Genomic DNA, 22,528 nt, shown 5'->3' with positions numbered 1-22,528 from the left:
GCTGCGAGAAATAGGCTTGTTCGCTGAACCTGATTGCCCGGAAAAACCCTAGAAATCCAGTCGATTTTTCCAGCAAACCTGTTCAGTTTATCCGGTCCGCGCAGGCAGCGTCAATTGGCCGCTTGGCATCAACCCTTGGCAGCGTGCAAATGGCCGGCGCTGGATTGGAAATATTTTTTGCGGCGTGAGTTTGCTCGGTCGACAGCAGCATGGTCGGCAGCGGCGCTCTGCTGGAGTTTCAGGTCGCCTAAATTAGCCTGGCAATATCGGCATCCCACGGTTTCGATGTGGAAGTTAATGAAGCCGCTCTCCTCTTCGAGCAAAATGCCCAACAACTGGCTGCCCAATTGTTCTCGGCTGGGGCAACTCAGGCGGTAACGACGCCAAATTTCGCCCAACGAATGCACGCCCGAATCGCGGCGGGCGACCATCTCGGTAAGTTGCTGCGTCAATTTCGGATCATGGCGCAGTGCCTCTTCAATCGCAGCCATGCTTTCCACAGGCAGCGCTTCGTCAAGGTAGGCGATAAGATCGGCTGGAGTGAACATAAGCTCGGCAATTCATTCGCCTTTTTCCAACGAGTTGAGTTCCGGAAACACGGCGGCGGAAAGGTTCTGACGTTCCAGCAGTGTGCGCAGTCGGGCCAGAAAATCAAACTTTTGGTTGGCCACTTGCTGTTCGGTAATGTTTAGTTTGGCGGCCACGTCTTTATTGCTCCAGCCCCGCACGAAAAGCAATTCGGCGCAGCAGATTTTCCACCATTCGCCGCGGCTCCGCCAACGGTCGATTTGTTCGCGCATGGCGGCCGCCAAGGCCGCGGTTTCCAATTCGCGCCGTTCACCGCTGCGCATCAACGAGCTGGCCGGGCGGTCTTTGCCGGGCAGGTTCCAGCCCCCGCTGCTTGATTCCAATGTCGAAAGCGGCAGCGCCGGCCGACGCCCCTCGCGCCTGAGGTGATCGGTGAGCTTATGGGCTGCGATCGAGAACATGTAACTTTCCAGCGAACGGGTCGGATCGTAATTCGGCAGACTGGTCAGAAAACCAATCAATGTTTCCTGCACTACGTCTTCGGCGGCGTCCCGGCGGTGGAGGCGGCTTTCGACGAACGCCAGCAACCGCCCTTCGTACCGCGCAATCAGTTCGTTCCACGCCGCATCGTTTCCGGCGCGAATCTGCTCGACAAGCACAGCCTCGGCGGCGGGCATGGCAACCATGACGGATCGTCAATGTGTGGTGTTACAAAATCCGATGCGTTCGGCGAGTCTATGTTTTCGCAGCCGTCTCTTCAAGTTCCATGCGGGCCGCAGACTTGGCGGCAGTCATCCGCAAGTAAATGTAAACACCCCCCAACATTGCCAGGCTAATCGCGGCCATGTCGCCCAGCTGCTGCAAATGATCCCAGCCCACAATTTGAGAGTAGCGCCGTTCCACTTCGTCGCGAAATTTCTTGTCGAATACTAACTGTACGTAAAACTCCTTGCCCATGCTGGCCGTATCAGAAACCGGATAGGTCAGCCCCTTGCAGTGGGCCCGCAGGTATTCGGCATCGATGTTCACGATTTTTGATCGACCTTCGCCCGGATACAATTGCTCGTCGATCACCTGATCGGCCGCCAAAACCATTTTTGCAGCGAGCATTTCGTCGCGCACCGCCGGATTGTTATCAGCGGCATCCAAATGCACGACGTAAATCCAATCTTCGCCATGACGACGGGGCGACTGGCTGATCCAATCTGGCGGCGTATTGGAATTGGAATCAGCGTTTTTCGTTGCTTTCGATTCGGCTTCGCTCGGGTGATCGGCTGCCGCTAACGGGTCATTCGTGTTTTCGCTCGGATGAGAGACAGCCGCATCGCGCGGAGTTGTCTTCTGGGCATTGGCCGCAATGGTTGGTCCGCGGAAATTATCTATGAATACTTGGTTGGGAGGATTCACCACGATGTTGGGCGGATTCATGACCGCAACAGGTCCTGGCTGCTCCACCTTTGAGTGTGACTGCACTCCCACGAATCCCCACAACATTAGCAGCAACACAATGAACACCGCAAAAAGTCCGAGACCATGCGGATGAAACAGCAGATGGATGGTAAAACAACAAAGCTTAAAAACAAACACGGCCAACAGCACCGCGCCGATGATCAGCATCAGCTTTACGATGCCGGGCTGCTGCGCCAGTAACATCGGCGATGCAAACAGGAACATGTTCATGGATTCATCTCCGGCAGTGGGCGCGGCAGCTTGGCCCGCTCGGCAACCGTCAACCAGGGACTGGCCAATTGCACGGCAATGGCGATGGTGACCGTTAGCATCCATCCCCAAGGCTGCGGAAAAGGCCAGAACAAACCGATTAAGAAGGCACAAAACAGCGTGACCGCCGTGTGCCAAATGCTCAGGCGCGTGCTGCGCAGTGGATCGGCCAGCCGCCACCAGCGAACAAACACGAACAGAAAGCCAAAATAGGCTAAAAACGCAACCATGCGCGGCGAACCTATGCTATCGAAAAAGTTGTTCACTAAAGCGGTGGCGGGAATATCGCCCATTCTGGAATCGAAATGCAGGGGCACCGCCAGCCATGCCGCCAAACCAAACGATGCCACGGCGTAAACCAACCCAATGATGAGCATGACAAAGCGGCGCAGCACCGGATCGCCGCGCCTCCCCTCCCAAAATTTGGCGGGAACTAATACCGCCCACGATCCTAGCACGGCCGACGAAGCCAGCCACATAAATTGCACCGGATCGGGCGTTTCGCCGCGCAAAATCATGACGACCAATCCAACAACCAGGCAAGCCAGCGCCGCCAGCAACATTGAGCCCAGAAGCTGTGTAAATCGTTCTCGTGGTGTACCGGGGGTGTAGAGCGGGGTGTCGGAGATCTTCTGCCACCGCCGCCTGGTCGGGCTTACGCGCAGCGTTGCATTGGCGGAAGCAGGTTGTTGTGCGTTCTCAGGAGCTGGAGCCGTAGCATTGGGCTGGTTCGCTCCGTACGTCATCTGAAAAATCGGCGGTGCGGTTTTCTGAGAAGAACTGCCAGCTGCTTTCTTTGCTTGATTTTTTCGGTACAGCCAATAAATCACGCCCACCACCAGCAGGAATTCGCCGAAGGTGGTCCTCGTGCGGCCTTGTTCAATCAGTCCGGCCGAAGATTCAGCAAAGAAAAACAGCACATACAATCCGGCCCCCAAGATCAGCAGCTTTTGCCACGGCTTGAAATTCTTTCGCTTCCACCACGCGCTGAAATCGCTCTTGGTTTCGCGCGCCCATCGGGCAACTGGATCCTCTGGTGCAGTGGGTTGAACTTTTGCCGAACCGGCCGCCGGGGCTGGTTGTGTGGCATTTGCTCCGGCAATTTCCGGCGCCAACGAAAACCCAGTCGATTGGACTGCCGCTCCACCAATGGCTGCCCCAGCATTTGCCGCGGGCCGCTCTCCCATGGCAATGGCAGGGCCCGCAAACCGCGCACCCGCAGTTAAGGCGGCGCCGGCCGGCACAGGGGGCAACATGTCGATCAACTCGTGCACCGTGCTAAAGCGCTGTTGCGGATCTTTGGCCAGCAATCGCGAAATGATCGTGCGATACGGTTCGTCCAAGCGGCTCAAGTCGGGCTCAGCTGTCAAGTGCTTCATCAAAATCTCGCCGACACTTTCGCCCTCAAACGGCACGTGACCGGTCAGCATTTCGTACAAAATGATGCCCAGGGCATATATGTCGATTTCCTTGCCATACCGCCCATTGGCGATTTCCGGCGCCATGTAATGCACGGTGCCCACGCTGCCGGTTTGCCCGCTCCGACGGCTGCACGACATAAATTTTGACAAACCGTAGTCGCCGATTTTGACGATTCCTTCGTCGACAAAAATATTGCCCGGCTTCAGATCGCGGTGCACAATGCCGTGATCGTGCAAATAGGCGACGCCCGCGGCAATGCCGTGAATCCAAGCCAGCGTTTCGGGCAGATGCAAGCCATTGGGATTTCTGGCAAGCACTTCTTCCAGCGACTCGCCGGACATCAATTCCATGACGACCCAGTTGTCTCCTTGAGCATCCTGCTTGACGTCGTACAGCGCCAGCAAATTGGGGTGCTTGAGGTTTAAGCACTGGGTAACGCCGCGCAGCTCGACATCCCAATTGTGGCGGATCAGCTTCAGGGCCACCTCTTTGCCCGCATCGCTGGTCGCATAGTACACTTCGCCAAAGCCGCCGTGCCCGATGCCGCGCTTGATGGTGTATCCCGGTAAAGGGCGCGCTCCGCTGGCATACGTGAAGCGCCCCGTCGCGGCGGCGGCCGAACTGGGTGCGTTGGCGGCTCCGTCCGGTTTGCTTTCGTGCGGTTGCGTGGCTTGTAAATTCATGGCGGGAAGTGGCGTTCCGCTCTGCAATCAGCGGCCAGCCAAATCAAAGGATTCTTTATTATCGCAAGGCCTGATAACTTTTGCTAATACCACGAAGTCAAAGCAAATCGTCACTGTTTTAGCGGCTCTAACGAAAACGCAAATTCTTCTCCTTCCACGCGCGATCCTGATTTCAAAACGCAGCGCTCTGCCGTCTTAGTTGTTCCGTCAATCATAATCTTTGCCGAAGTGCGGCAACCCAGCTCGTCGGCCTGCCGAAACAGCACCACCTCGTGCCGCCATTGCGGCGCCACCACGTGGCTTGTTGCGGCCGGGCCCAATATGCAAGCCTCCGCCATCAATAGCACGCCGTTGGTGGAAGGCTGAGTCCGATGCGGACTGGCAAACTCCAGCCGGGCTGTCGCGCTCAGCGGGTGCGGCCGACGAAACCGCAATCGCACGCCGCCGCCTAACTCTATCGTACTACCATCCCACAGCGGTGCCGTGCGAGTCACGGCTTTTCCGTCGACCCGCACAGACCGCAAAGCTTCGATGGTGTAGGTTTCTCCTTCCCGGCGAATCACCGCCTGCCGCCGCGATAAATCACCCAAAATCGGCACGTCTGGCGCCGCACCGTTGGTGGCCGGCTGGCCCAGCGCCACTTCGTTGTTCTTGCACACCAGATAGCTGCCGACCGCATCGACCCACAGCATCCATCGATCGGGCATTTTGGTCGACCCGTTCACGGCATCTCTCCAGCGTACGACCAACGGCCACCAAAATGGCCGTGGCGAATCCCAGTCGTTATTCAACGGACGGATCATGTCAGCGTAATCGGAACCAGAACTAGGGAATAGGGGCGATCTATTAGTGAACATCCAAGTCGTTGTGCGCCGCGGGGGTATGCCCGCGGCGGCAACGCCTATTGCTACTTACTGACGCTGACTTCGGCCACCTTCACATCGCTGGTGTTCGAGCCAGCGGTGGCGGGACCATTCAGATATTCCGTCACTCGCTGGGCGATGTTGTCGGTGGCATTGGCCGGCTGATCGACGGGAATTTCCCCTTGCAGGTCCCCTTCGACGTTGACCATTTTCTCTTCGACCGACAGCCGGGTGCGTAAATCGCTGATTAAGTCTTTGCAGTGGCCCAACTCGCTGTTGTCGAAGTTGTAGCTGCTGCTGGTTTGAGCGACTTCCACCATTTTCAGCCGCGCTTCCAAGTTTTCCACGTCGACTTCAAGCTGGCGCTTTTGGGCCAGCATTTCGTCCAGCTTTTGCCGGGCGGCATCCAGACTTTTCTGCCGGGCATCCTGCATTTCGTGCAAGCTTGCCAGCGTGGCGTCAGAAGTTTTGTAGCGTTCCAATCGGTTCGCCAGATCGCCTTTTACTTGATCGACAGTATAAACGCGGCCGGCAAATTTTAACGTGCTGCCGCCGCTGGTTAGGTCGTCTCGCAGCGAAGTTAAATCGGCCCGGTCTTTTTCCTGCTTTTTGCTCAGTTGGTCAATCTCCTGGCTCAACCGATCCACTTCCACTTCTTCCTTGGCAATGATCTGCATATTCTTACGAATTTCCGGCATGATGTCTTTCACCATGTTGCGGGCCCGGTCGATCTCAAACTCCATCGGCACCGCCTGCTTGACGGAATCTTGCACCCAACCGGCCGCCGTGCCGACATAGCTGTGCAAATGCTTGCCAAAAATCAAAAAGGCCACTGCGGTTCCAGCAATTCCCCAAAACAAAACGCGGCGTAACATGGTAGGACCCTCCAGTAAAACAACATGGACCGTAATCAGTTGTCAGTGGTCGGTTGCAACGGACAACAAGCCACGGACTACGGACAAATAAATTGCTTGCCACAGGTGTTCTTCGCCCAGGATTGCGAAATCTTGGAAGAGATTGCGTTTTTTGCACTTGGACACTTAATGGCGGGCGAAAACTACGCTCATCGACATGCCCAACCTGTTGCCGCCACGTGTGTTACAATCTGAGTGGAGGCCGCCATGTCCGATCCAATACCTTGGCAAGATTTCGTTCGCCGCATTCATGCCGGCCCTGGCCAACTGGTGCTGGCGGTTACCGGCGGCGGCAGTCGGGCCATCGGCGATTTACTGTCAGTGCCCGGCGGTTCGCGGACCGTGTTAGAAGCAGTCGTTCCGTATTCGGTGGCGTCGCTGGTAGAGTTTCTGCATGCCCGGCCGGAGAGTTTTTGTTCTGCTCGCACCGCCCGATTGATGGCCATGGCCGCGTTTCAACGGGCCAGGCATTTACAGAAAGAAGCACCCTCATCCCAGCCCTCTCCCATCAAGGAAGAGGAAGAACAGCGGCCGCCCGTCGGCATTGGTTGCACGGCCAGCCTGGCCAGCGATCGGCCCAAGCGTGGTCCGCACCGCATCCACGTCGCGCTGCAAACCGCAGCGGCAACAGTTACCCATTCATTGGAACTCGTAAAAGGTCGCCGCAGCCGACTTGCAGAGGAGTCGATTGCCGCCCAAATGGTGCTCAACGCTGCGGCCGAAGCGTTTGGCATTGCCGAGCAGCTTTCGCTGCCACTGCTTGAGCCCGAAGATATTCAATCCACGCGCACTGTCGCACCTTCGCAGTGGCAAAATCTATTGCTTGGTCGAACTGAGAAGTTGTTGATACCGAGTCCGCAGTTAGCCCCCGGCGAGTCGCCGGGGGGCAAACCCAGGAAACCCCGTGCCATTTTCCCCGGCGCATTCAATCCGCTGCATGCCGGACATTTGCAGATGGCCGAAGTTGCCGCAGCCCGGCTTAGCCTGCCGGTGGAATTTGAATTATCCGTCGAAAACGTTGACAAACCGCCGCTGGATTACACGGAAATTCAGCTACGTGTTGCCCAATTCAACGAAAAACACTTGCCGCTATGGCTAACCCGCGCGCCCACGTTCGACGAGAAGTCGCAACTGTTTCCCGGCGCCACGTTCATCGTCGGGGCAGATACGATGCTCCGGATCGGCCAACCGCGCTACTATGGGAACGATCCGGCGGCCGCCAACGCAGCTTTTCAAAGAATCGCCGAGCGTGGTTGCCGGTTTCTAGTTTTCGGCCGGCTGGTCGATCATCAATTTCAATCATGCGGCGATTTGTCGTTGCCCCAGGCGTTGCGACAACTCTGCGATGAAGTTCCCAGCGAATTATTCCGACAAGATATTTCGTCGACGGAATTACGGAAAACAGCGACTAGCGATTAGCGGTTAGCAATTAGCAACGAGGCACCAATCTGTGCTTCGCTAATTGCTAATTGCTAATCGCTAATCGCTTCAATTACATTCTCTCGACGACTTCAATCCCCAGCAGTTCCAATCCCTGCCGCAGCACCTTCGCCGTTAAATCGCACAGCGCCAGTCGGCTTTGCAGCAACTCTGGAGTTTCGGCTTTGAGCACCGGACAGTTTTCGTAGAACGTGCTAAACCGATTGGCCAATTCGAACAAATAACTGGTCAACTGATTGGGTCGATAATCGGCCAACACCAGATCAATGGCTTCGGATAGTTGCAGCGCGGCCAAGGCCAAAGCCCGCTCCGCCGGATGCAAAAGCGATATGGTTTGCGGCCCAGCCGGCCGGGCCATTTCCCCGGAATCGCCCAATTGCTTCTGCCCTTTGATAAAAATCCCCCGCACTCGGGCATGCGCGTACTGCATGTACGTGGCGGTATTGCCGTTCATGGCCAACATTTTGTCGTAATCGAACACGTAGTCGGTGGTGCGGCTCTGCGAAAGATCGGCGTACTTAATTGCACCAATACCGACCTTTCTCGCAACATCAATCCGCTCGGTTTTTGTCAATTCTGGCCCATTTGGCTTTGCATCATCGTTTTCTTTGACGATCCCCAGCGCTTTAACTTCAGCTAATCCCAATAAATCGTCCAGTCCGATGGTCTCTCCCGACCGCGTTTTGAACGGCTTGCCGTCTTTGCCTAGTACGGTGCCGAAGCTGATGTGTTTGAATTCGACGCTGGACCATTCCGGATGCCACTTCCGCGCGGTGGCAAACAACTGCACGAAATGCAAACTCTGCCGATGATCGACCACGTACAAAATGGCGTCGGGATGCCAGCGATCCATGCGGTAAGCAATCGTGGCCAAATCGGTCGTGGCGTACAGAAATGCGCCGTCTTGCTTTCGGATAAGAAACGGCGTTTCGTAACCATCCAAAAACACACCAATCGCACCGTCGCTTTCCCGTGCTATGCCTTTGTTCACCAGATTGTCGACCACCGCCGCCAGCCGATCGTGATAAAAGCTTTCACCAAGTTGTTCATCGAATTTCACGCCCAGGCGTTTGTAAATCCGCTCGATGTCGCTTTCGCACTGTTGCCGAATTTCGTTCCACAGCCGTAAATTCTCCTCATCGCCGCCGTGTAACTTAGCCGTTTCGCTCAGCACGGCCTCTCGAATCTTTGGATTCTCTTCGCCCAAGCGATTCACGAAGGCATACAAAGCGCCGAACTCGCCTAGTTTTTCCGCCGCGCCACTGGCTTTAACTTTGTCCCGAATTTCTTGGCTTTTGTATCCATAAATAATCATCCCGAACTGGGTGCCCCAGTCGCCCAGGTGATTGTCGCTAATCGCTTTATGGCCGGCGAAATTCAGCGTCCGGTACAGGCAATCGCCGATCACGGTGCTGCGGATGTGTCCCACGTGCATCGGCTTGGCGACGTTGGGGGCACTGTAATCGACGATGTAGGTGTGCGGCTTTTCTACCATGGGGACGCCCAATCGCGCATCGACAGAAGCGGCCGCCGCTTGTTGTTCCAGCCAGTCGGTTTTTAGCCGCAAGTTGATGAACCCCGGCCCTGCAATTTCCGGCGGTTCGCACAAACCTGCAACATCCAGGCGGGCGACAATTTCTTTCGCAATCTCGCGCGGCGGCTTGCCCAATCGCTTGCCGAGTGGCATCGCACAATTGGCCTGATAATCGCCGAACTTCGGGTCTTGACTGGCCCGCACTTGAGAAAGCAAATCCGCCGGGCTATCGACCATCCCGCTCAGTGCGGCGGCAAAGCGGCGGTGAAGTTCGTGCAGAATGTTCACGGCAGTGGAGGTAAGGCGAGATTCGAGTGAAGTGAGTCGCGAAAGTTGAGGCGTTGCTGCCCTGTAGAGTTTGACACTGTCTTGGGACTTTGCCAATGGCGTTCACGCCGCCGGTCGATTGGCGGCTTCAAGCTGAATGACAGGCTGCGGCAGCAATGGTTCAATGCGCGCCCATGTGCGGGCAGTCGCGCCTTGCTGTGCTTTCACCAACTCCACGGCGTTGCGACCTAAACCATCGGCGTAAGCTGTATCGCTTAAACAGCGGCGGACGAAAGCGGTCAGTTCTTCGCCGCTAGCGACCCGCACCGCAGCGTCATTGGCCAACAGCAGCGCCACGACATCGCGGAAATTCTGCGTGTTCGGGCCAAAGCACAGGGCCACGCCATAAGCGGCAGGCTCAATCATATTCTGTCCGCCTCGGCTGGAGAACAAACTGCCGCCCACAAAGCCAATTGTCGCCGTGCCCCACCAGGCGCCGAGTTCTCCGACGGTGTCGACCAACAGAACCGGAGATGAGGAGTGAGTGGTGAGGGGTGAGTTAGTTGATTCGCTTAGCGCGGATCGTCTTTGCCACTTCAATCCGCTGCGATCCAGCAGCGCCGCCACTTCGTCAAAACGGTGCGGATGGCGCGGCACAATGACTAACCTTAATTGTGGATATTCGCCAGCCAGCGATTGAAACGCCGCCAGCGCCAATTGTTCTTCCGGCTGTTGCGTGCTGCCGGCCAGAAACACAACATCGTCAGCGGAAAATCCGGCCAATTTGCGCAGCGATTGCGTGCGCGGATTGTGGCGGTCACACTGGGCGCCGTCGAATTTCAGCGAGCCGGTAACGCAAACTCGCTCCGGCTCGACGCCCAAGTTTCGAAATCGCTGAGCGTATTCCTCGTTTTGCACGGCAATCACATCGATTGAATTTAACACCGGCAGCAGCCACCGGCGAATGTGATGGTAACCGCGAAAACTTTTTTCGCTCAGCCGGCCATTCACAATGCCTACCCGGGCACCGTGTTCTCGGGCGGCCCGTACCAAATTGGGCCACAGTTCCAATTCTGCCAGCACCAGCAGCGACGGCCGGATGCGGTTCATCGCCCGGCGTACTGCCCAAGAAAAATCGAGCGGACAGTAAAACACGGTGTATTGAGCGTATTTTGATTTCGCCAGGTCGTAGCCGGTTTTGGTGGTCGTGGAAATGACGCACTCGACGTCGGGCCGGTGCATGGCAATGTGTTTGAGCAACACGCCCAGCAAGTTCACTTCCCCCACGCTCACAGCGTGCAGCCAAATGCACGGACGGTTTGAATTTCGCCGCGGCGCCGCTCCCCAAAACTTGGCGGCAAATCCTTCCCGATATTTTCCACGGAAGACGCTTTGATAAATCAACCACGGCGCGGCCACGATCAGCGTGAGAAAATAAGCGGCGTTTAAGAAAAGTGCCGTCATGGGAATCCATTCCCGACTGATGTTGCGATTCGGAATCTCTCAGGCCGCCTGGCCGCCTTGCTTTCGCATGCAGCAGTTTTTGAATTTCTTGCCGCTGCCGCAGGGGCACGGATCATTGCGGCCCACGCGATCTTGCCGATTGCGGATCGGCTCGATTTTTTTATCGCTTTGCATGTTGTCGATGGCCGCTTGCTGTTGCTGGCCGATGTTGCTCGTGGGCGGCGGCGCTTCCTCGTGGGTGGCGGAGGTTTCCTTCCACGTGGAACCCACAAAGATTTCGTCCAACTGTTCCATGCGGAAAATCAAATCGGTGACGCGATCGCCGATGTTCGTCCACATGGCTTCGAAGGTTTGCATGCCTTCGCGCTTGTATTCCACCTTCGGGTCCACCTGGGCATAGCCCCGTAGCGACACGCTGGAACGCAAGTGGTCCATGGCCAACAGATGATCTTTCCAAGCCGCATCCAAAATTTGCAGTACCAAGTTGCGTTCCAGGCGGCGCATTTCAGGCCGGAAATGGTCGTCGACCGTGAGTGCGGCGCGAATTTTCAGATGTTCGTGATCAAGCTGTCCAATTTGCTCCGCCGGAAATTGCGGATCGTACTCTTTGAGCTTGGCGACCAGCGCCTGAACTGGCGCACTTTCCAGCCAGTTTGACCCCTGAACCGTGCGAACGGTTAACGACGCCCCATTCTGCTCAGGGTGTCCGTTGGGCGCGTTACTGAAAATGTCATCGACCAGGCGCTCGATTTCGGCTTGCGCCTCCGCCGCGGCACGCAAATTTTGGCGGCTATGTTCGACCAACACAACCCGAATTTCGTCCTGCTGCTTGTTCCTCAAGTCGTCAAGCGATAAATCCACGTGAAACCGGTCGCGCGCCCACACGACCAACTGATCGCGGTCGTAGCGCTTTTGCCCGGCGCTGTCCCGGGTGGTGAAGTGCAGCAAGCCCGCCATCACTGGAAATTCTGCTTCCTTCATTTCGTATGCTTTGCGAGCCTTGCGGCGCAGCAGCTCGACGAATGCGTCCGGCTCCAAATCTCGTGCCTCTTCCGGCTGAACGACAATTCCAAATTTATATTGCGCCCAGCCGCAGGCCGTGCGCACGCCCAAATCGGGTTCCAAAAAGCGGGCGCCCTCACCCAGATCGATCTGCCGGATCGACTCGCGTGCTTGCTCGATCATAAATTCGGCCACGCCGTCGCGGCCGTGCTTTTTCAAATCGCGATCGCGAAAGTTCGTCTTCCAGCGCGAGTTGGAAAATTTGGCCAGCGCCTCCCAATTCCAGTCTTCTTCCGTATTCTCGGGAAGATTTTCTTCCACCGCTTCAAACACTTGCGATTCGGCGATTCGCTCGGCTTCGTCCTTGGCCTGTTGCTGGGCGGTTTGGAAATCGAGATTGCGGAATTCCTTGGATTCTAATTCCACCGACAGCAGATTACCCGCCCATTTGGCAAAAGTTTCCGCGCCGTAATCTTTATCCAGGAACACAGTCAGGTTGTGTTCGATCTGGCGGTCAATCATGTCCAGAATCAACTGCTTGCAGTTTCCGCCGTCGAGAATCCGCTGCCGGTACGAATAGACGCGCTTCCGCTGCTCGTCCATCACTTCGTCGTATTCCAGCAGGTTTTTGCGGATGTCGAAGTTGCGCTCCTCGACTTTCTTTTGCGCCCCTTCGATCCGGCGCGAAACCATCCGGCTTTCAATGGCCTCACCCTCTTTCATGCCCAGCCGGGTTAGCACACTCTTCACCCACTCTCCGGCGAAAATCCGCATCAGGTCGTCTTCCAGCGATAGATAAAAACGGCCCGAGCCGGGATCACCCTGGCGCCCGGAACGGCCCCGCAGCTGGTTGTCGATGCGGCGGGCCTCATGCCGTTCGGTGCCGATGATGTGCAAGCCGCCCAAGGCTTTCACCTCGGCCCCTTCGGCCTTCGTCTGTTCGTGTTCTTCAATTGCCTTCACCAAGGCATCCCATTCGTCGCGTGGCACTTCCAATCGTGTCGGATATTTATCTTGAAGCTTGGCCCACGCCATGGCGTCGGCATTGCCGCCGAGGATAATGTCGGTGCCGCGACCGGCCATGTTGGTGGCAATCGTAACCGCTCCTTTGCGGCCTGCCTGGGCCACAATTTCCGCCTCGCGCTTGTGATGCTTGGCGTTGAGCACCTGATGCGGAATACCGCGCCGCTCTAAAAGTGCCGACAGCCGTTCGCTTTTTTCAATCGAAACGGTACCGACCAAAATCGGCCTCCCGCGCTTTTGAAGCAACTTGATTTTCGAGCGCAGGATGGTGCGCAGCTCGCGGTTGTCTTTGTCGTCGAAAGTGATTTCTTGTTCGTTCTCGCCTTTCACCGTTCCGACCAGCCAATTGCCGTCGGTCAGCTCCACAGTATCCCACTTGTGAATCCGTTCGATTTCATTGGCCACTTGGTTGAATTTGTCTTTCTCGGTGAGGTAAATCACGTCGGCGTGGTTAATGCGTTGCAGCGTCCGATTGGGCGGAATGGCAATCACATCGAGCTTGTAGATTTTCCAGAACTCGTTCGCCTCGGTCATGGCCGTACCGGTCATCCCGCAGATTTTTTTGTACAGCTTGAAGAAATTCTGCAGCGTGATCGTGGCCAGCGTTTGCGTTTCTTCCTTCACGCGCACGCCTTCCTTGGCTTCGACCGCTTGGTGCAGCCCGTCGCTCCATTGGCGGCCGGGCATTTTGCGGCCCGTGAATTCGTCGACAATGATGATCTCGCCGTCTTCAATGACGTAATTCACGTCGCGCTTGTACAGATGATGGGCTTTCAGCGAGTTGTCGATTAGATGCGGCCATTCCATGTTGCCGGCCGTGTAAAAACTTTCCACTCCGGCAAACCGTTCCGCGGCCCGGACCCCTTCGTCGGTGAGCACGACTGTATGTTCTTTCTCCTTGACTTCGAAATGAGCGTCTTTGGTCAGTTGCCGCGCCAGCTTGTCGGCCTTGGTGTATTTGGCGACGTCGTCGTGCGCCGGACCGGAAATGATGAGCGGCGTGCGCGCTTCGTCCACAAGAATGTTGTCGACTTCGTCAATAATGGCGTAATGCAACGGTCCTTGCACCTGCTGGGTGTGCTTGGGAAAGTGGTAATCGTCCCGCGCAGCCGGCCGCATGTTGTCACGCAGGTAATCGAAGCCGAACTCGTTATTCGTGCCGTAGGTAATGTCGCACGCATATGCTTTCTGCCGCTCCGCACCGTCCATGCCGGCTTGGATCGCCCCCACGGTCAGCCCCAGGTTCATGTATACCGGCGCCATCCATTCCATGTCGCGGCGAGCCAAATAATCGTTCACCGTAACCACGTGCACGCCTTTACCTTCCAAGGCATTCAGATATGCCGGCAGCGTGGCCACCAGCGTTTTGCCTTCGCCGGTGATCATTTCGGCAATCGAGCCGCTGTGCAGCACGATGCCGCCGATCAATTGCACATCGTAGTGCCGCATGCCCAAAAAGCGCCGGCCGGCCTCGCGACAAACGGCAAACGCTTCGTCCAGCAAGTCGTCCAGGGTTTCGCCTTCATTCAACCGCTGGCGGAAAAGCGCGGTTTGCTGCTTCAAATCCGCATCGCTCATGGTCTGGTATTTGGGCTCCAGAGCATTGATGCCGGCGATTTTCGGCTGTAACTTCTTGACATATCGGGCATTGGACGAACCAAACAGCGACGTAATGCCGCGCTCCACCGACCGGCTTAGACCGGTGAAAAAATTCCCAATGACTTCCCACAGTTGTTCCCAAAATTCCATCGTCTGGCCGTTTTCCAAAGTGAGCAGCTTTCGTTGGACGCGCGCGTACGGGATGCCAGTTCGGCAGAATCCCCGTGCCTGTTACAATAATGCAAGGGGCGCGCCAACTTCCAATAATGGACGTAAGAGTTTGCCGACAAAGAAGTTTATAGCGATTTGGTAGAGTGGGTCAAGAACGGTTCGGCGATTGGTAAACGTCGTAAGTTGTTGGGGCATAACGCCATCGTTTCCAACTAGTCCGGTTTTACATTCTTATTGCTCGCTGTTTCCTTCCATCTTTTCGTTATGCCCTTGCAACCGCAAACCGCTGATATTCGAGGTCAATTGATATTCCTGGGAACGGGGACATCGGTCGGGGTGCCTTGCATTGGCTGCGGCTGTCCAACTTGCACCAGCAGCGATCCGAAGAACCAGCGGACCCGTTGCTCGCTGGTGCTGGGTTTGCCCGAGGGGAATTTGTTGATCGATACTCCACCAGACTTGCGCACTCAATTGTTGCGCGAGAAAGTTGGTCTGGTGCATTCGGTGCTATATACCCACGATCACGCCGACCACGTGTTCGGCCTGGACGATTTGCGGTTATTTCCGCACTACCTTGGTCATGCGCTGCCGGTGTACTGCGAAGATTTTGTGGAGACCCGAATTCGCAAATCGTTCGATTACGCCTTTGCCGAAGACAATCACGGCTACGGCGGCGGCGTGCCGCAGTTAGACCTGCGACGAATTTCGTTGGAGCCGTTTACACTCTTGGGCCAGCCGATCATTCCCATCCGCTTGTGGCATGGCAAGTTCCGAGTGCTCGGCTTTCGCATCGGCAATATCGCTTACTGCACCGATACCAACGGCATTCCACCGGAAAGCTTTTCGCAACTGAACGGGCTGGATGTGCTCATCCTCGACGCTTTGCGCCCACGACCGCACGTCACGCATTACAGCCTGGATCAGGCTGTGGAAGTTGCCCAGCGTTTGCGGCCCAAGCGCACCTACTTCACCCACATGTGCCACGATTTGGAGCACGCTGCCACCAACGCAATGCTGCCGCCGAGCATGGAATTAGCCTACGACGGCCTGCGGCTGGAACTGTGTTAGGCTTGGTAGTGGGCCAATTTGAACATAGCCCGACTGTGTCAGTCGGAAAAAGCGGCTGTCGGAATTTCAAATTGTCCCACCACCGTTAGGCTTTATCCGATAGACGATAGAGGACGCTCTGTGTAAATTCATAGCTATAGTGCGACTGCGAGAGAATCGCTTCCAGGGAGTATTACCAAATGCAACCGACCAAGGAACTCGCCGACGAATTGTTTCGCGAGAAAATTCGTAATGCCCGGGAAATGAATCCTGCGGACAAACTGCTGGCCGGACCGCGGTGGTTTGACGAAGGCTGCAGAAATCTCCAGTCAAAACTACAATGCGCGTTTCCTCAAGCATCTGATGTTGAAGTTCATACGATGCTTGATGAATTCATCAAGATAATGAAACGGCGTGACTGGATTTGAATCAGCGGATGCAAGTGTTTTCACTGTGCTATTGTCTGTAATGGTGCGATCAGCACAGGACGTGGGAACTGCTCGATTCCATCCGCCAATCGATTCCGCCAGTTAGTTAGGGCTTCGACATCTTCCCCCATAAAGCCGCCGATGGGATCGGCGAGTCGCGCCATTCTAAACAGCATTGGCCTTCCGCCGCAGCAGCGCGCGACAACCGATGGCCGCCAGGCCGCCCAGCGCGACCAACACAAGTCCGCTCGGCTCGGGGGCCGGTACGAATTCACCGTATTGAAAATCTGACAGATTCGGATACGTCGCAGTGCCGCCAGCGGTGAACGAAACGTCTTGTATAGGTTCGCCCGACTCCGTATCAATGATCCCAATAAAATCTATCGTTGGTGCGCCCGAAGTGGGAACGGTAAAGGTAAGGTCTGAAAACCCAGTGTCAACATAAACCTGGACGGATTGGGGCACAGGTCCAATCCCATCAGTAACGGTGTAAAATCCCGTGCCGACAGCAGTTCCTAATGGACCACTCACGTCGAGTTCACCTACTGCCACCGCACCCGCACTTCCCGGCCCTTGCAAGACGGTTGGACTCGATCCGGTTGGCCATTGGTCGTATATTGGCGGATAATATGCTGGTTGGATAGCATAAAGAAAGTTTCCACCACCGGTCACGTTGCCGACGAATTCTATTCCCGTTGCTGTCAAGCCGCTTGGGGTGCTGTAATTCGTCAGCGCGCCGCTAGAATATGAATTGAAATCAATGGTCGATAGACCAGCGGTTTCAGCGTCGAATACGGACCGATCTGCCACAACATAAATGGCACCGTAGGACTTTGTTGCGCAAAGTAAAAGTACGATTACAGATAACCTGCTAGTCGTGCGGGTGAGTTTTACCAACGCTGTAATGGCTCTCGCAATGCAATTCACGAGCGGTTCCTTCATCGATGAGTGAATCGGAGTGGAAACGAAACCGCTCTTCTCTTTTCCAGAACTGCCCAGCATACCCCCCCCCCCCCCAAGTCAACTGTTTTGCAGCACCGGCGAAGATTTTTTGGAAAATTTCTCGAAACGTGACACCAAATAGCCGGACGGCCACGCCGTCCGGTCCGGATGCTGTGAGCATTCGGCTACAGTCGCAACAGATTCTTGAAAAATGGCCCTAATTCTCCGCTGTCTCTGTTTCCTTCTGTTCAATGAACAAACCGCTAACACACGTTAATTGGCGATAGTCCGGAGAAAAGCTACTGGCAATCCATTGCTGCTGATCAGCGTGAATCAGCGGTTTGTTCCATCAATTCGCAACGGCGTTCAATCGTAGTGCCGGTTTTTCTTCACAACGCAAGCCGCCGCAGGCGAAGGGCATTGCTGATCACCGAAACGCTGCTGAAGCTCATCGCCGCTGCGGCAATCATCGGATTCAACAGTGCAGCATGGCCGAAGATGGGATACAACACTCCTGCTGCAATCGGCACACCCAATGCGTTGTACACGAAGGCGAAAAACAAATTCTGACGGATGTTGCGCATCACGCCGCGGCTCAGACGCCGGGCTTTGGCAATGCCGCGCAAGTCTCCTTTCACCAATGTCAGTCCGGCGCTTTCCATCGCCACATCCGTGCCGGTCCCCATCGCAATACCCACCTGTGCTTGCGCTAGCGCCGGCGCATCGTTGATTCCGTCGCCGGCCATCGCCACAATATGCCCCTCACTCTGCAAATGTTTAATCGCGTTCCCTTTTTCGCCCGGAGCAACTTCTGCTAGAACTTCGTCAATGCCCAATTTTTTTGCCACTGCCTGGGCTGTGGTGCGGCTGTCGCCCGTCAGCATCACGATCCGCACACCATCGGCGTGCAGAAACCCAATCGCCTCGGGCGTACTTGCTTTGATCGGATCGGCCACGCTTAATAATCCGGTCAACGTGCCGTCGATGGCCACAAACATGACGGTTTGGCCATCGCGCCGCAGCGTTTCCGCCCGATCCAAAGCAGCCTTCGGCACGGCAATTCTCAACTCTTCCAATAATTTGACGTTGCCGAGCGCCGCATCGTGATTTTCGATGTTTCCCGTCACGCCCTTTCCGGTGATGGAACGAAACTTCACGACGTCAGGAACTGCGAGTTGCCTTTCCTGGGCGCCGGTAACAATCGCCGCCGCCAACGGATGCTCGCTGGCCTTTTCCAGCGCGGCGGCTAGGCGAAGGAGTTGTTCGTCCGACTTGTCATCAGCGCTACCAACGGTCGCGGCTTTATATCCTGCTTCCTGCGCCCTGCTCCCTGCGCCCTCCACCGTCATCAATCGTGGTTTGCCTTCCGTCAACGTGCCAGTTTTATCGACCACTAGCACGTCGACTTTTTCCAACACTTCCAATGCTTCCGCGTTTTTCACCAGTACGCCGGCCATGGCGCCCCGTCCGGTGCCTACCATAATTGCCATCGGCGTTGCCAGTCCCAAGGCACAAGGACAAGCAATGATCAAAACCGCCACCGCATTGACCAAAGCGTAAGCCAATCGTGGCTCCGGCCCCACGGTCGACCAAAGGGTGAACGTAAGAATCGCCACGCCAATCACCGCCGGCACAAACCATGCGGCCACGACATCGGCTAATCGCTGGATCGGCGCGCGGCTGCGCTGGGCCTCGCTCACCATGCGAACAATTTGCGCCAGCAACGTCTCGCTGCCGACGCGCTGCGCCTGCATCACCAGCGAACCCGTGCCGTTGACCGTGCCGCCGGTGACACGGTCGCCGGTTTGTTTTTCCACCGGGATTGGCTCGCCGGTGATCATCGATTCATCCACGCTGCTGGCGCCTTCCAGCACTTCACCGTCCACCGGCACTTTTTCACCAGGCCGCACCCGCAGCCGATCGCCCACTTGCACCTGATCCAGCGGCACATCGTGTTCGCTGCCATCGGCATTCATTCGACGTGCGGTTTTGGGGGCTAATCCCAGCAATGCGCGAATGGCGCTGGAAGTTTGCCCCCGCGCTCGCAATTCCAAAACTTGCCCCAACAGCACCAACGTGATAATCACAGCGGCCGCTTCAAAATAAACTTCAACTTGTCCGTTGTGCCCGCGCAACGATTCCGGAAACCATCCCGGCGCAAACGCGGCCACCACGCTGAAGCCGTATGCGGCGCCCGTGCCCATGGCAATCAGCGTGAACATGTTAGGCGAGCGATGTACCACCGATTGCCAACCGCGCTGGAAAAACGGCAGCCCCGCCCATAGCACGACCGGCGTGGCCAGGGCAAACTCGATCCACCGCAGCGTAGCCGCGCCGAACCAATGTTGCAGCGGCATCCCAGGCAGCATGTCGAGCATCGCAACAACTAGTAGCGGCGCACTCAATGCCATGCTAATCCAGAAACGGCGCGACATATCGGCAAGTTCAGGATTGGCTTCTTCCCCAACGATGACATTTTGCGGCTCTAACGCCATGCCGCAAATCGGGCAGCTTCCCGGCCCGTTTTGCCGCACTTCCGGGTGCATGGGGCACGTGAATTGAACACTCGCTTTTGCTCCCTCTCCCTTTGGGAGAGGGCTGGGGTGAGGGTGCAATGCATGAACCGCTATTCCGCGTGCTGGCTGCAAAACGGAAAGCTGTGGTCCGCTGGCGACCGGGACGGAAGACAAATACACATCCGGCTGCGCTTGGAATTTTTTCAGGCAGCCGGGATTGCAAAAATAATATGTCTGGCCCTGATATTCGAACTTGCCCGCGGCGCGAGCCGGATCGATCAGCATGCCGCACACCGGATCGCGCACTTTTTCGCCGCCGGCCGTCGGCAGCCTGTTGGCATGGCCAAGCTTGTGATGATGTTGTTCGCTCATCGTGTTGCGTTTGTCATTGCGACGAGATTGGCGAGTGTGCGGCTCGCGGCCCCGTTATCGATGATCATCTTTGCCCTGCTGGCCGCAGTCTGCAACGTTGTTTCGCTTCCAGCAATCCACGTGGCTGCTGCGCTATTCGCAATCACGATGTCGCGCGCAGGTCCGGGCTTGCCTGCCAAAACTTCGCGGATCATCTCGGCGCTTTGTTCCGCGTTTTTCACAACCAGCGAATCGAGCGAATCGGCCGTCGGCAAACCGAACAGGCTGGGAATCCACTGAAATTCGCGAATGCTGCCATCAGCCATCACTTCCGTCGCCTCCGTCGGACCAGCGATATTCACTTCGCCAAGTCCTTCGCCACCGCTAACAACCACTGCATGCTTGGTGCCCAACTTAGCCAATGCTTGAGCCATGACTGGCCGCGACTCTGGCCGGCCGACACCCAGCAATTGAAACGGAGCGCCCGCCGGGTTGCACAAGGGCCCTAGCAAATTGAAGATGGTGGGCATACCCAAGCGGCGGCGAACTTCAGCCACCCGCTTCATCGAAGGGTGTACCAGCGGCGCAAAGCAAAAACAAATCCCCAATTCATTGAGACAACGCTCCACGCAGGTTACCTCGGCCGCAATGTTGACGCCCAAAGCGGCCAATACGTCGGCCGACCCAGTGCGGCTGGTTACCGCTCGATTGCCATGCTTGGCGACTGGCGTCCCTGTAGCGGCCGTCACCAGCGCCGCCGCCGTGCTGATGTTGAACAGCTTCGAACCGCCGCCGCCGGTGCCGCAGGTGTCGATTACAATGGAATGCCGCGTGCGAATTGGCGTCATCTGCTTCCGCAGCGAAGCTGCCGCACCGGCAATTTCGTCAACCGTTTCGCCTTTGGCTCGCAGCGCGGTCAAGAGCAGGGCGATTTGCTCCTCGGGTACGTGACCTTCCATCACCGCGTCGAAAACGGCGGTCGCCTCAGACTGCGATAAGTTTTCCCCGGCCGCCAGGCGACCAAGCGTTTCTGTAAGCATGGAAAATACCGTGGAGAATAGGCTGGCAACAAATTCTATCGCAGCAGAAAGAATGGGGAATGGGAACTTGCCCTGCGACGGGTAATGGGTCAGTTTGATCAATGAGGAATGTAGCGACGGCTGTCCCCGGCCGTTTTTTCGGCGATTGTTGCGTCAGCCGCTGAGGACAGCCGCCTCTACATTTCAAACTGACCCACTACCGCGCGACGCCAATCCTAGAATATACCGGCTGCATGCGTTACCATCGTGTCAGCGATATTCGTTAACAGAGCATACGCCGATTAAAAGGTTCGTTCATGATTTCTCGCCGCACGATGCTTGGGGCTTGTCTGTGCGTCTGGTTGACCGGCGCAGCGGCATATGCCCAACAGTGGACGCGCTTCCGTGGTCCCAACGGCCAGGGGCAAAGCGAAGCGGCGGCAACCATTCCCATCCAATGGACCGAAAGCGACTATAACTGGAAAGTGGAGCTGCCGGGCGTGGGGCATTCGTCGCCGGTTGTTTGGGGCGACAAGGTGTTTGTCACCGGCGCCGATCCCGATACCGCCACGCGCCATGTGCTGTGTCTTAGCGCCAAAGATGGACAAAAAATTTGGCAGAAAGATTTTCCCGGAACCAAATATCACGTCCACGCGCAAAACAACTTTGCCGTCAGCACGCCGGCTTTGGACGACAAGCGGATTTATTTGGCCTGGGCCTCGGCCGACGAGTTCACCCTGCAGGCGTTAACCCACGATGGCGATGAAGTGTGGAAAATCAATCTGGGACCATTCATCAGCCAGCACGGCTTTGGCACTTCGCCGATTGTGGTGGACGACGAGGTCATCATCACCAACGATCAAGAAGGCGATCAACGATTTCTGATTGCCGTTGACTCGGCCACCGGGCAAGAGCGCTGGAAAATTCCTCGCAAGTACGCCGACAACCGCCAGAATGCTTCGTATGCCACCCCCTGTATCCTCGATACGCCGACCGGCCGCGAACTCATCGTCTGCAGTTGGGCCTACGGCATCACCAGCCACGATTTGAAAACCGGCGCCGTGAATTGGGAAGCGCCGGTGTTCAAACTGCGGCCCGTCGGTTCGCCCGTCTTGGCCGACGGTTTGATTTTAGCCAACTGTGGCGAGGGGCAGGAGGGCAAGGGAAATAACATGGTCGTGGCCATCAAGCCCGGCAACAAAGATGGCAGCCCGTACCAATTGGTCTACAGCATTCCCAAATCGTCGGCGCCGTATGTGACCACCATTTGCACCGCCGGCGATTTGGCGTTCCTGTGGGGCGACGGCGGAATTGTCAGTTGCATCGACGTGCCCACGGGCAAAGTTCACTGGCGGCAGCGGGTGGGCGGAATTTTTTACGGTTCCCCGGTCCGCGTGGGCGACCGAATCTATTGCATCTCCCTCGATGGCGATGTGGTCGTGCTGGCCGCCGCGGACGAATATAAGCAGCTGGCGCGCAATCCGCTGGGCGAAGGCAGCCAGGCCACCCCCGCCATCGCCGACGGCAAAATGTACCTCCGCACCCTGTCGCATCTGATTTCCATCGGCGGGAAATAATTCTTCTTGATTGTCCTGG

16 protein-coding genes and 2 pseudogenes are annotated in these 22,528 nt (G+C 56.5%); 4 read left to right on the top strand and 14 right to left on the bottom strand.

The genetic code is table 11. From position 1 onward, the window contains the following. Positions 1-128: 128 nt before the first annotated feature. The 6 genes from VMJ32_14670 to VMJ32_14645 form a co-directional block, all read right to left on the bottom strand. Positions 129-548: a hypothetical protein gene (locus tag VMJ32_14670; GenBank protein ID HTQ40266.1), complete on the bottom strand. Its 420-nt coding sequence runs from the start codon at positions 546-548 to the stop codon at positions 129-131. 12 nt (positions 549-560) lie between these two features. After that, a complete protein-coding gene (locus VMJ32_14665; GenBank protein HTQ40265.1) occupies positions 561-1,214 on the bottom strand; it encodes a sigma-70 family RNA polymerase sigma factor in 654 nt (217 codons plus the stop codon). A 49-nt stretch (positions 1,215-1,263) separates the two neighbouring features. After that, on the bottom strand, positions 1,264-2,208 hold the full coding sequence (locus VMJ32_14660; GenBank protein HTQ40264.1) for a hypothetical protein: 945 nt from the start codon (positions 2,206-2,208) through the stop codon (positions 1,264-1,266). Further along, complete coding sequence (locus tag VMJ32_14655; GenBank protein HTQ40263.1) at positions 2,205-4,352, bottom strand: serine/threonine-protein kinase; 2,148 nt, start codon at positions 4,350-4,352, stop codon at positions 2,205-2,207. The genes VMJ32_14660 and VMJ32_14655 overlap by 4 nt, the downstream gene beginning before the upstream one ends. Before the next feature lie 110 nt (positions 4,353-4,462). Further along, entirely contained in the window at positions 4,463-5,077 is a 615-nt protein-coding gene (locus VMJ32_14650) for an FHA domain-containing protein (GenBank protein HTQ40262.1), read from the bottom strand. A gap of 182 nt (positions 5,078-5,259) precedes the next feature. Continuing rightward, positions 5,260-6,090: a hypothetical protein gene (locus tag VMJ32_14645; GenBank protein ID HTQ40261.1), complete on the bottom strand. Its 831-nt coding sequence runs from the start codon at positions 6,088-6,090 to the stop codon at positions 5,260-5,262. A 246-nt stretch (positions 6,091-6,336) separates the two neighbouring features. Between VMJ32_14645 and VMJ32_14640 the strand changes: the two genes are divergently transcribed. Then, complete coding sequence (locus tag VMJ32_14640) at positions 6,337-7,548, top strand: hypothetical protein (protein ID HTQ40260.1); 1,212 nt, start codon at positions 6,337-6,339, stop codon at positions 7,546-7,548. 73 nt (positions 7,549-7,621) lie between these two features. Here VMJ32_14640 and argS read toward each other — a convergent pair whose 3' ends face one another. The 5 genes and pseudogenes from argS to VMJ32_14615 form a co-directional block, all read right to left on the bottom strand. Continuing rightward, the gene (gene argS, locus VMJ32_14635; GenBank protein ID HTQ40259.1) at positions 7,622-9,391 is read right to left on the bottom strand and encodes an arginine--tRNA ligase; all 1,770 of its coding nucleotides are present in this window, start codon (positions 9,389-9,391) and stop codon (positions 7,622-7,624) included. Between the two features lie 102 nt (positions 9,392-9,493). Beyond that, on the bottom strand, positions 9,494-10,834 hold the full coding sequence (locus VMJ32_14630; protein HTQ40258.1) for a 3-deoxy-D-manno-octulosonic acid transferase: 1,341 nt from the start codon (positions 10,832-10,834) through the stop codon (positions 9,494-9,496). Between the two features lie 39 nt (positions 10,835-10,873). Further along, a complete protein-coding gene (locus VMJ32_14625; protein HTQ40257.1) occupies positions 10,874-12,559 on the bottom strand; it encodes an SEC-C metal-binding domain-containing protein in 1,686 nt (561 codons plus the stop codon). Next, positions 12,560-13,114, bottom strand: a pseudogene (locus tag VMJ32_14620) (preprotein translocase subunit SecA). Between the two features lie 267 nt (positions 13,115-13,381). Further along, positions 13,382-14,608: pseudogene (locus tag VMJ32_14615) on the bottom strand (preprotein translocase subunit SecA). Between the two features lie 285 nt (positions 14,609-14,893). On the opposite strand from VMJ32_14615, the gene VMJ32_14610 reads away from it, so the two are divergent. Both VMJ32_14610 and VMJ32_14605 read left to right on the top strand, forming a co-directional pair. Continuing rightward, a complete protein-coding gene (locus VMJ32_14610; protein HTQ40256.1) occupies positions 14,894-15,697 on the top strand; it encodes an MBL fold metallo-hydrolase in 804 nt (267 codons plus the stop codon). 179 nt (positions 15,698-15,876) lie between these two features. Further along, positions 15,877-16,104: a hypothetical protein gene (locus VMJ32_14605; GenBank protein HTQ40255.1), complete on the top strand. Its 228-nt coding sequence runs from the start codon at positions 15,877-15,879 to the stop codon at positions 16,102-16,104. A 165-nt stretch (positions 16,105-16,269) separates the two neighbouring features. Here VMJ32_14605 and VMJ32_14600 read toward each other — a convergent pair whose 3' ends face one another. The 3 genes from VMJ32_14600 to trpD all read right to left on the bottom strand — a co-directional run bounded on the left by VMJ32_14600 (position 16,270) and on the right by trpD (position 20,953). Next, positions 16,270-17,046 (bottom strand): hypothetical protein, encoded by a 777-nt coding sequence (locus tag VMJ32_14600; protein ID HTQ40254.1) that lies wholly within the window; start codon positions 17,044-17,046, stop codon positions 16,270-16,272. A 389-nt stretch (positions 17,047-17,435) separates the two neighbouring features. Further along, positions 17,436-19,934 (bottom strand): heavy metal translocating P-type ATPase, encoded by a 2,499-nt coding sequence (locus tag VMJ32_14595; GenBank protein HTQ40253.1) that lies wholly within the window; start codon positions 19,932-19,934, stop codon positions 17,436-17,438. After that, a complete protein-coding gene (trpD, locus tag VMJ32_14590) occupies positions 19,931-20,953 on the bottom strand; it encodes an anthranilate phosphoribosyltransferase (GenBank protein HTQ40252.1) in 1,023 nt (340 codons plus the stop codon). Before trpD ends, VMJ32_14595 begins: the two co-directional genes overlap by 4 nt. A 296-nt stretch (positions 20,954-21,249) precedes the next feature. Between trpD and VMJ32_14585 the strand changes: the two genes are divergently transcribed. After that, complete coding sequence (locus tag VMJ32_14585) at positions 21,250-22,509, top strand: PQQ-binding-like beta-propeller repeat protein (protein HTQ40251.1); 1,260 nt, start codon at positions 21,250-21,252, stop codon at positions 22,507-22,509. Positions 22,510-22,528 lie beyond the last annotated feature (19 nt).

The organism is Pirellulales bacterium, from assembly GCA_035499655.1.
In the GTDB taxonomy this organism is placed as follows: domain Bacteria; phylum Planctomycetota; class Planctomycetia; order Pirellulales; family JADZDJ01; genus DATJYL01.
The sequence above is the reverse complement of the archived record's forward strand: the minus strand, read 5'-3'. Positions and strand labels throughout refer to the sequence as shown.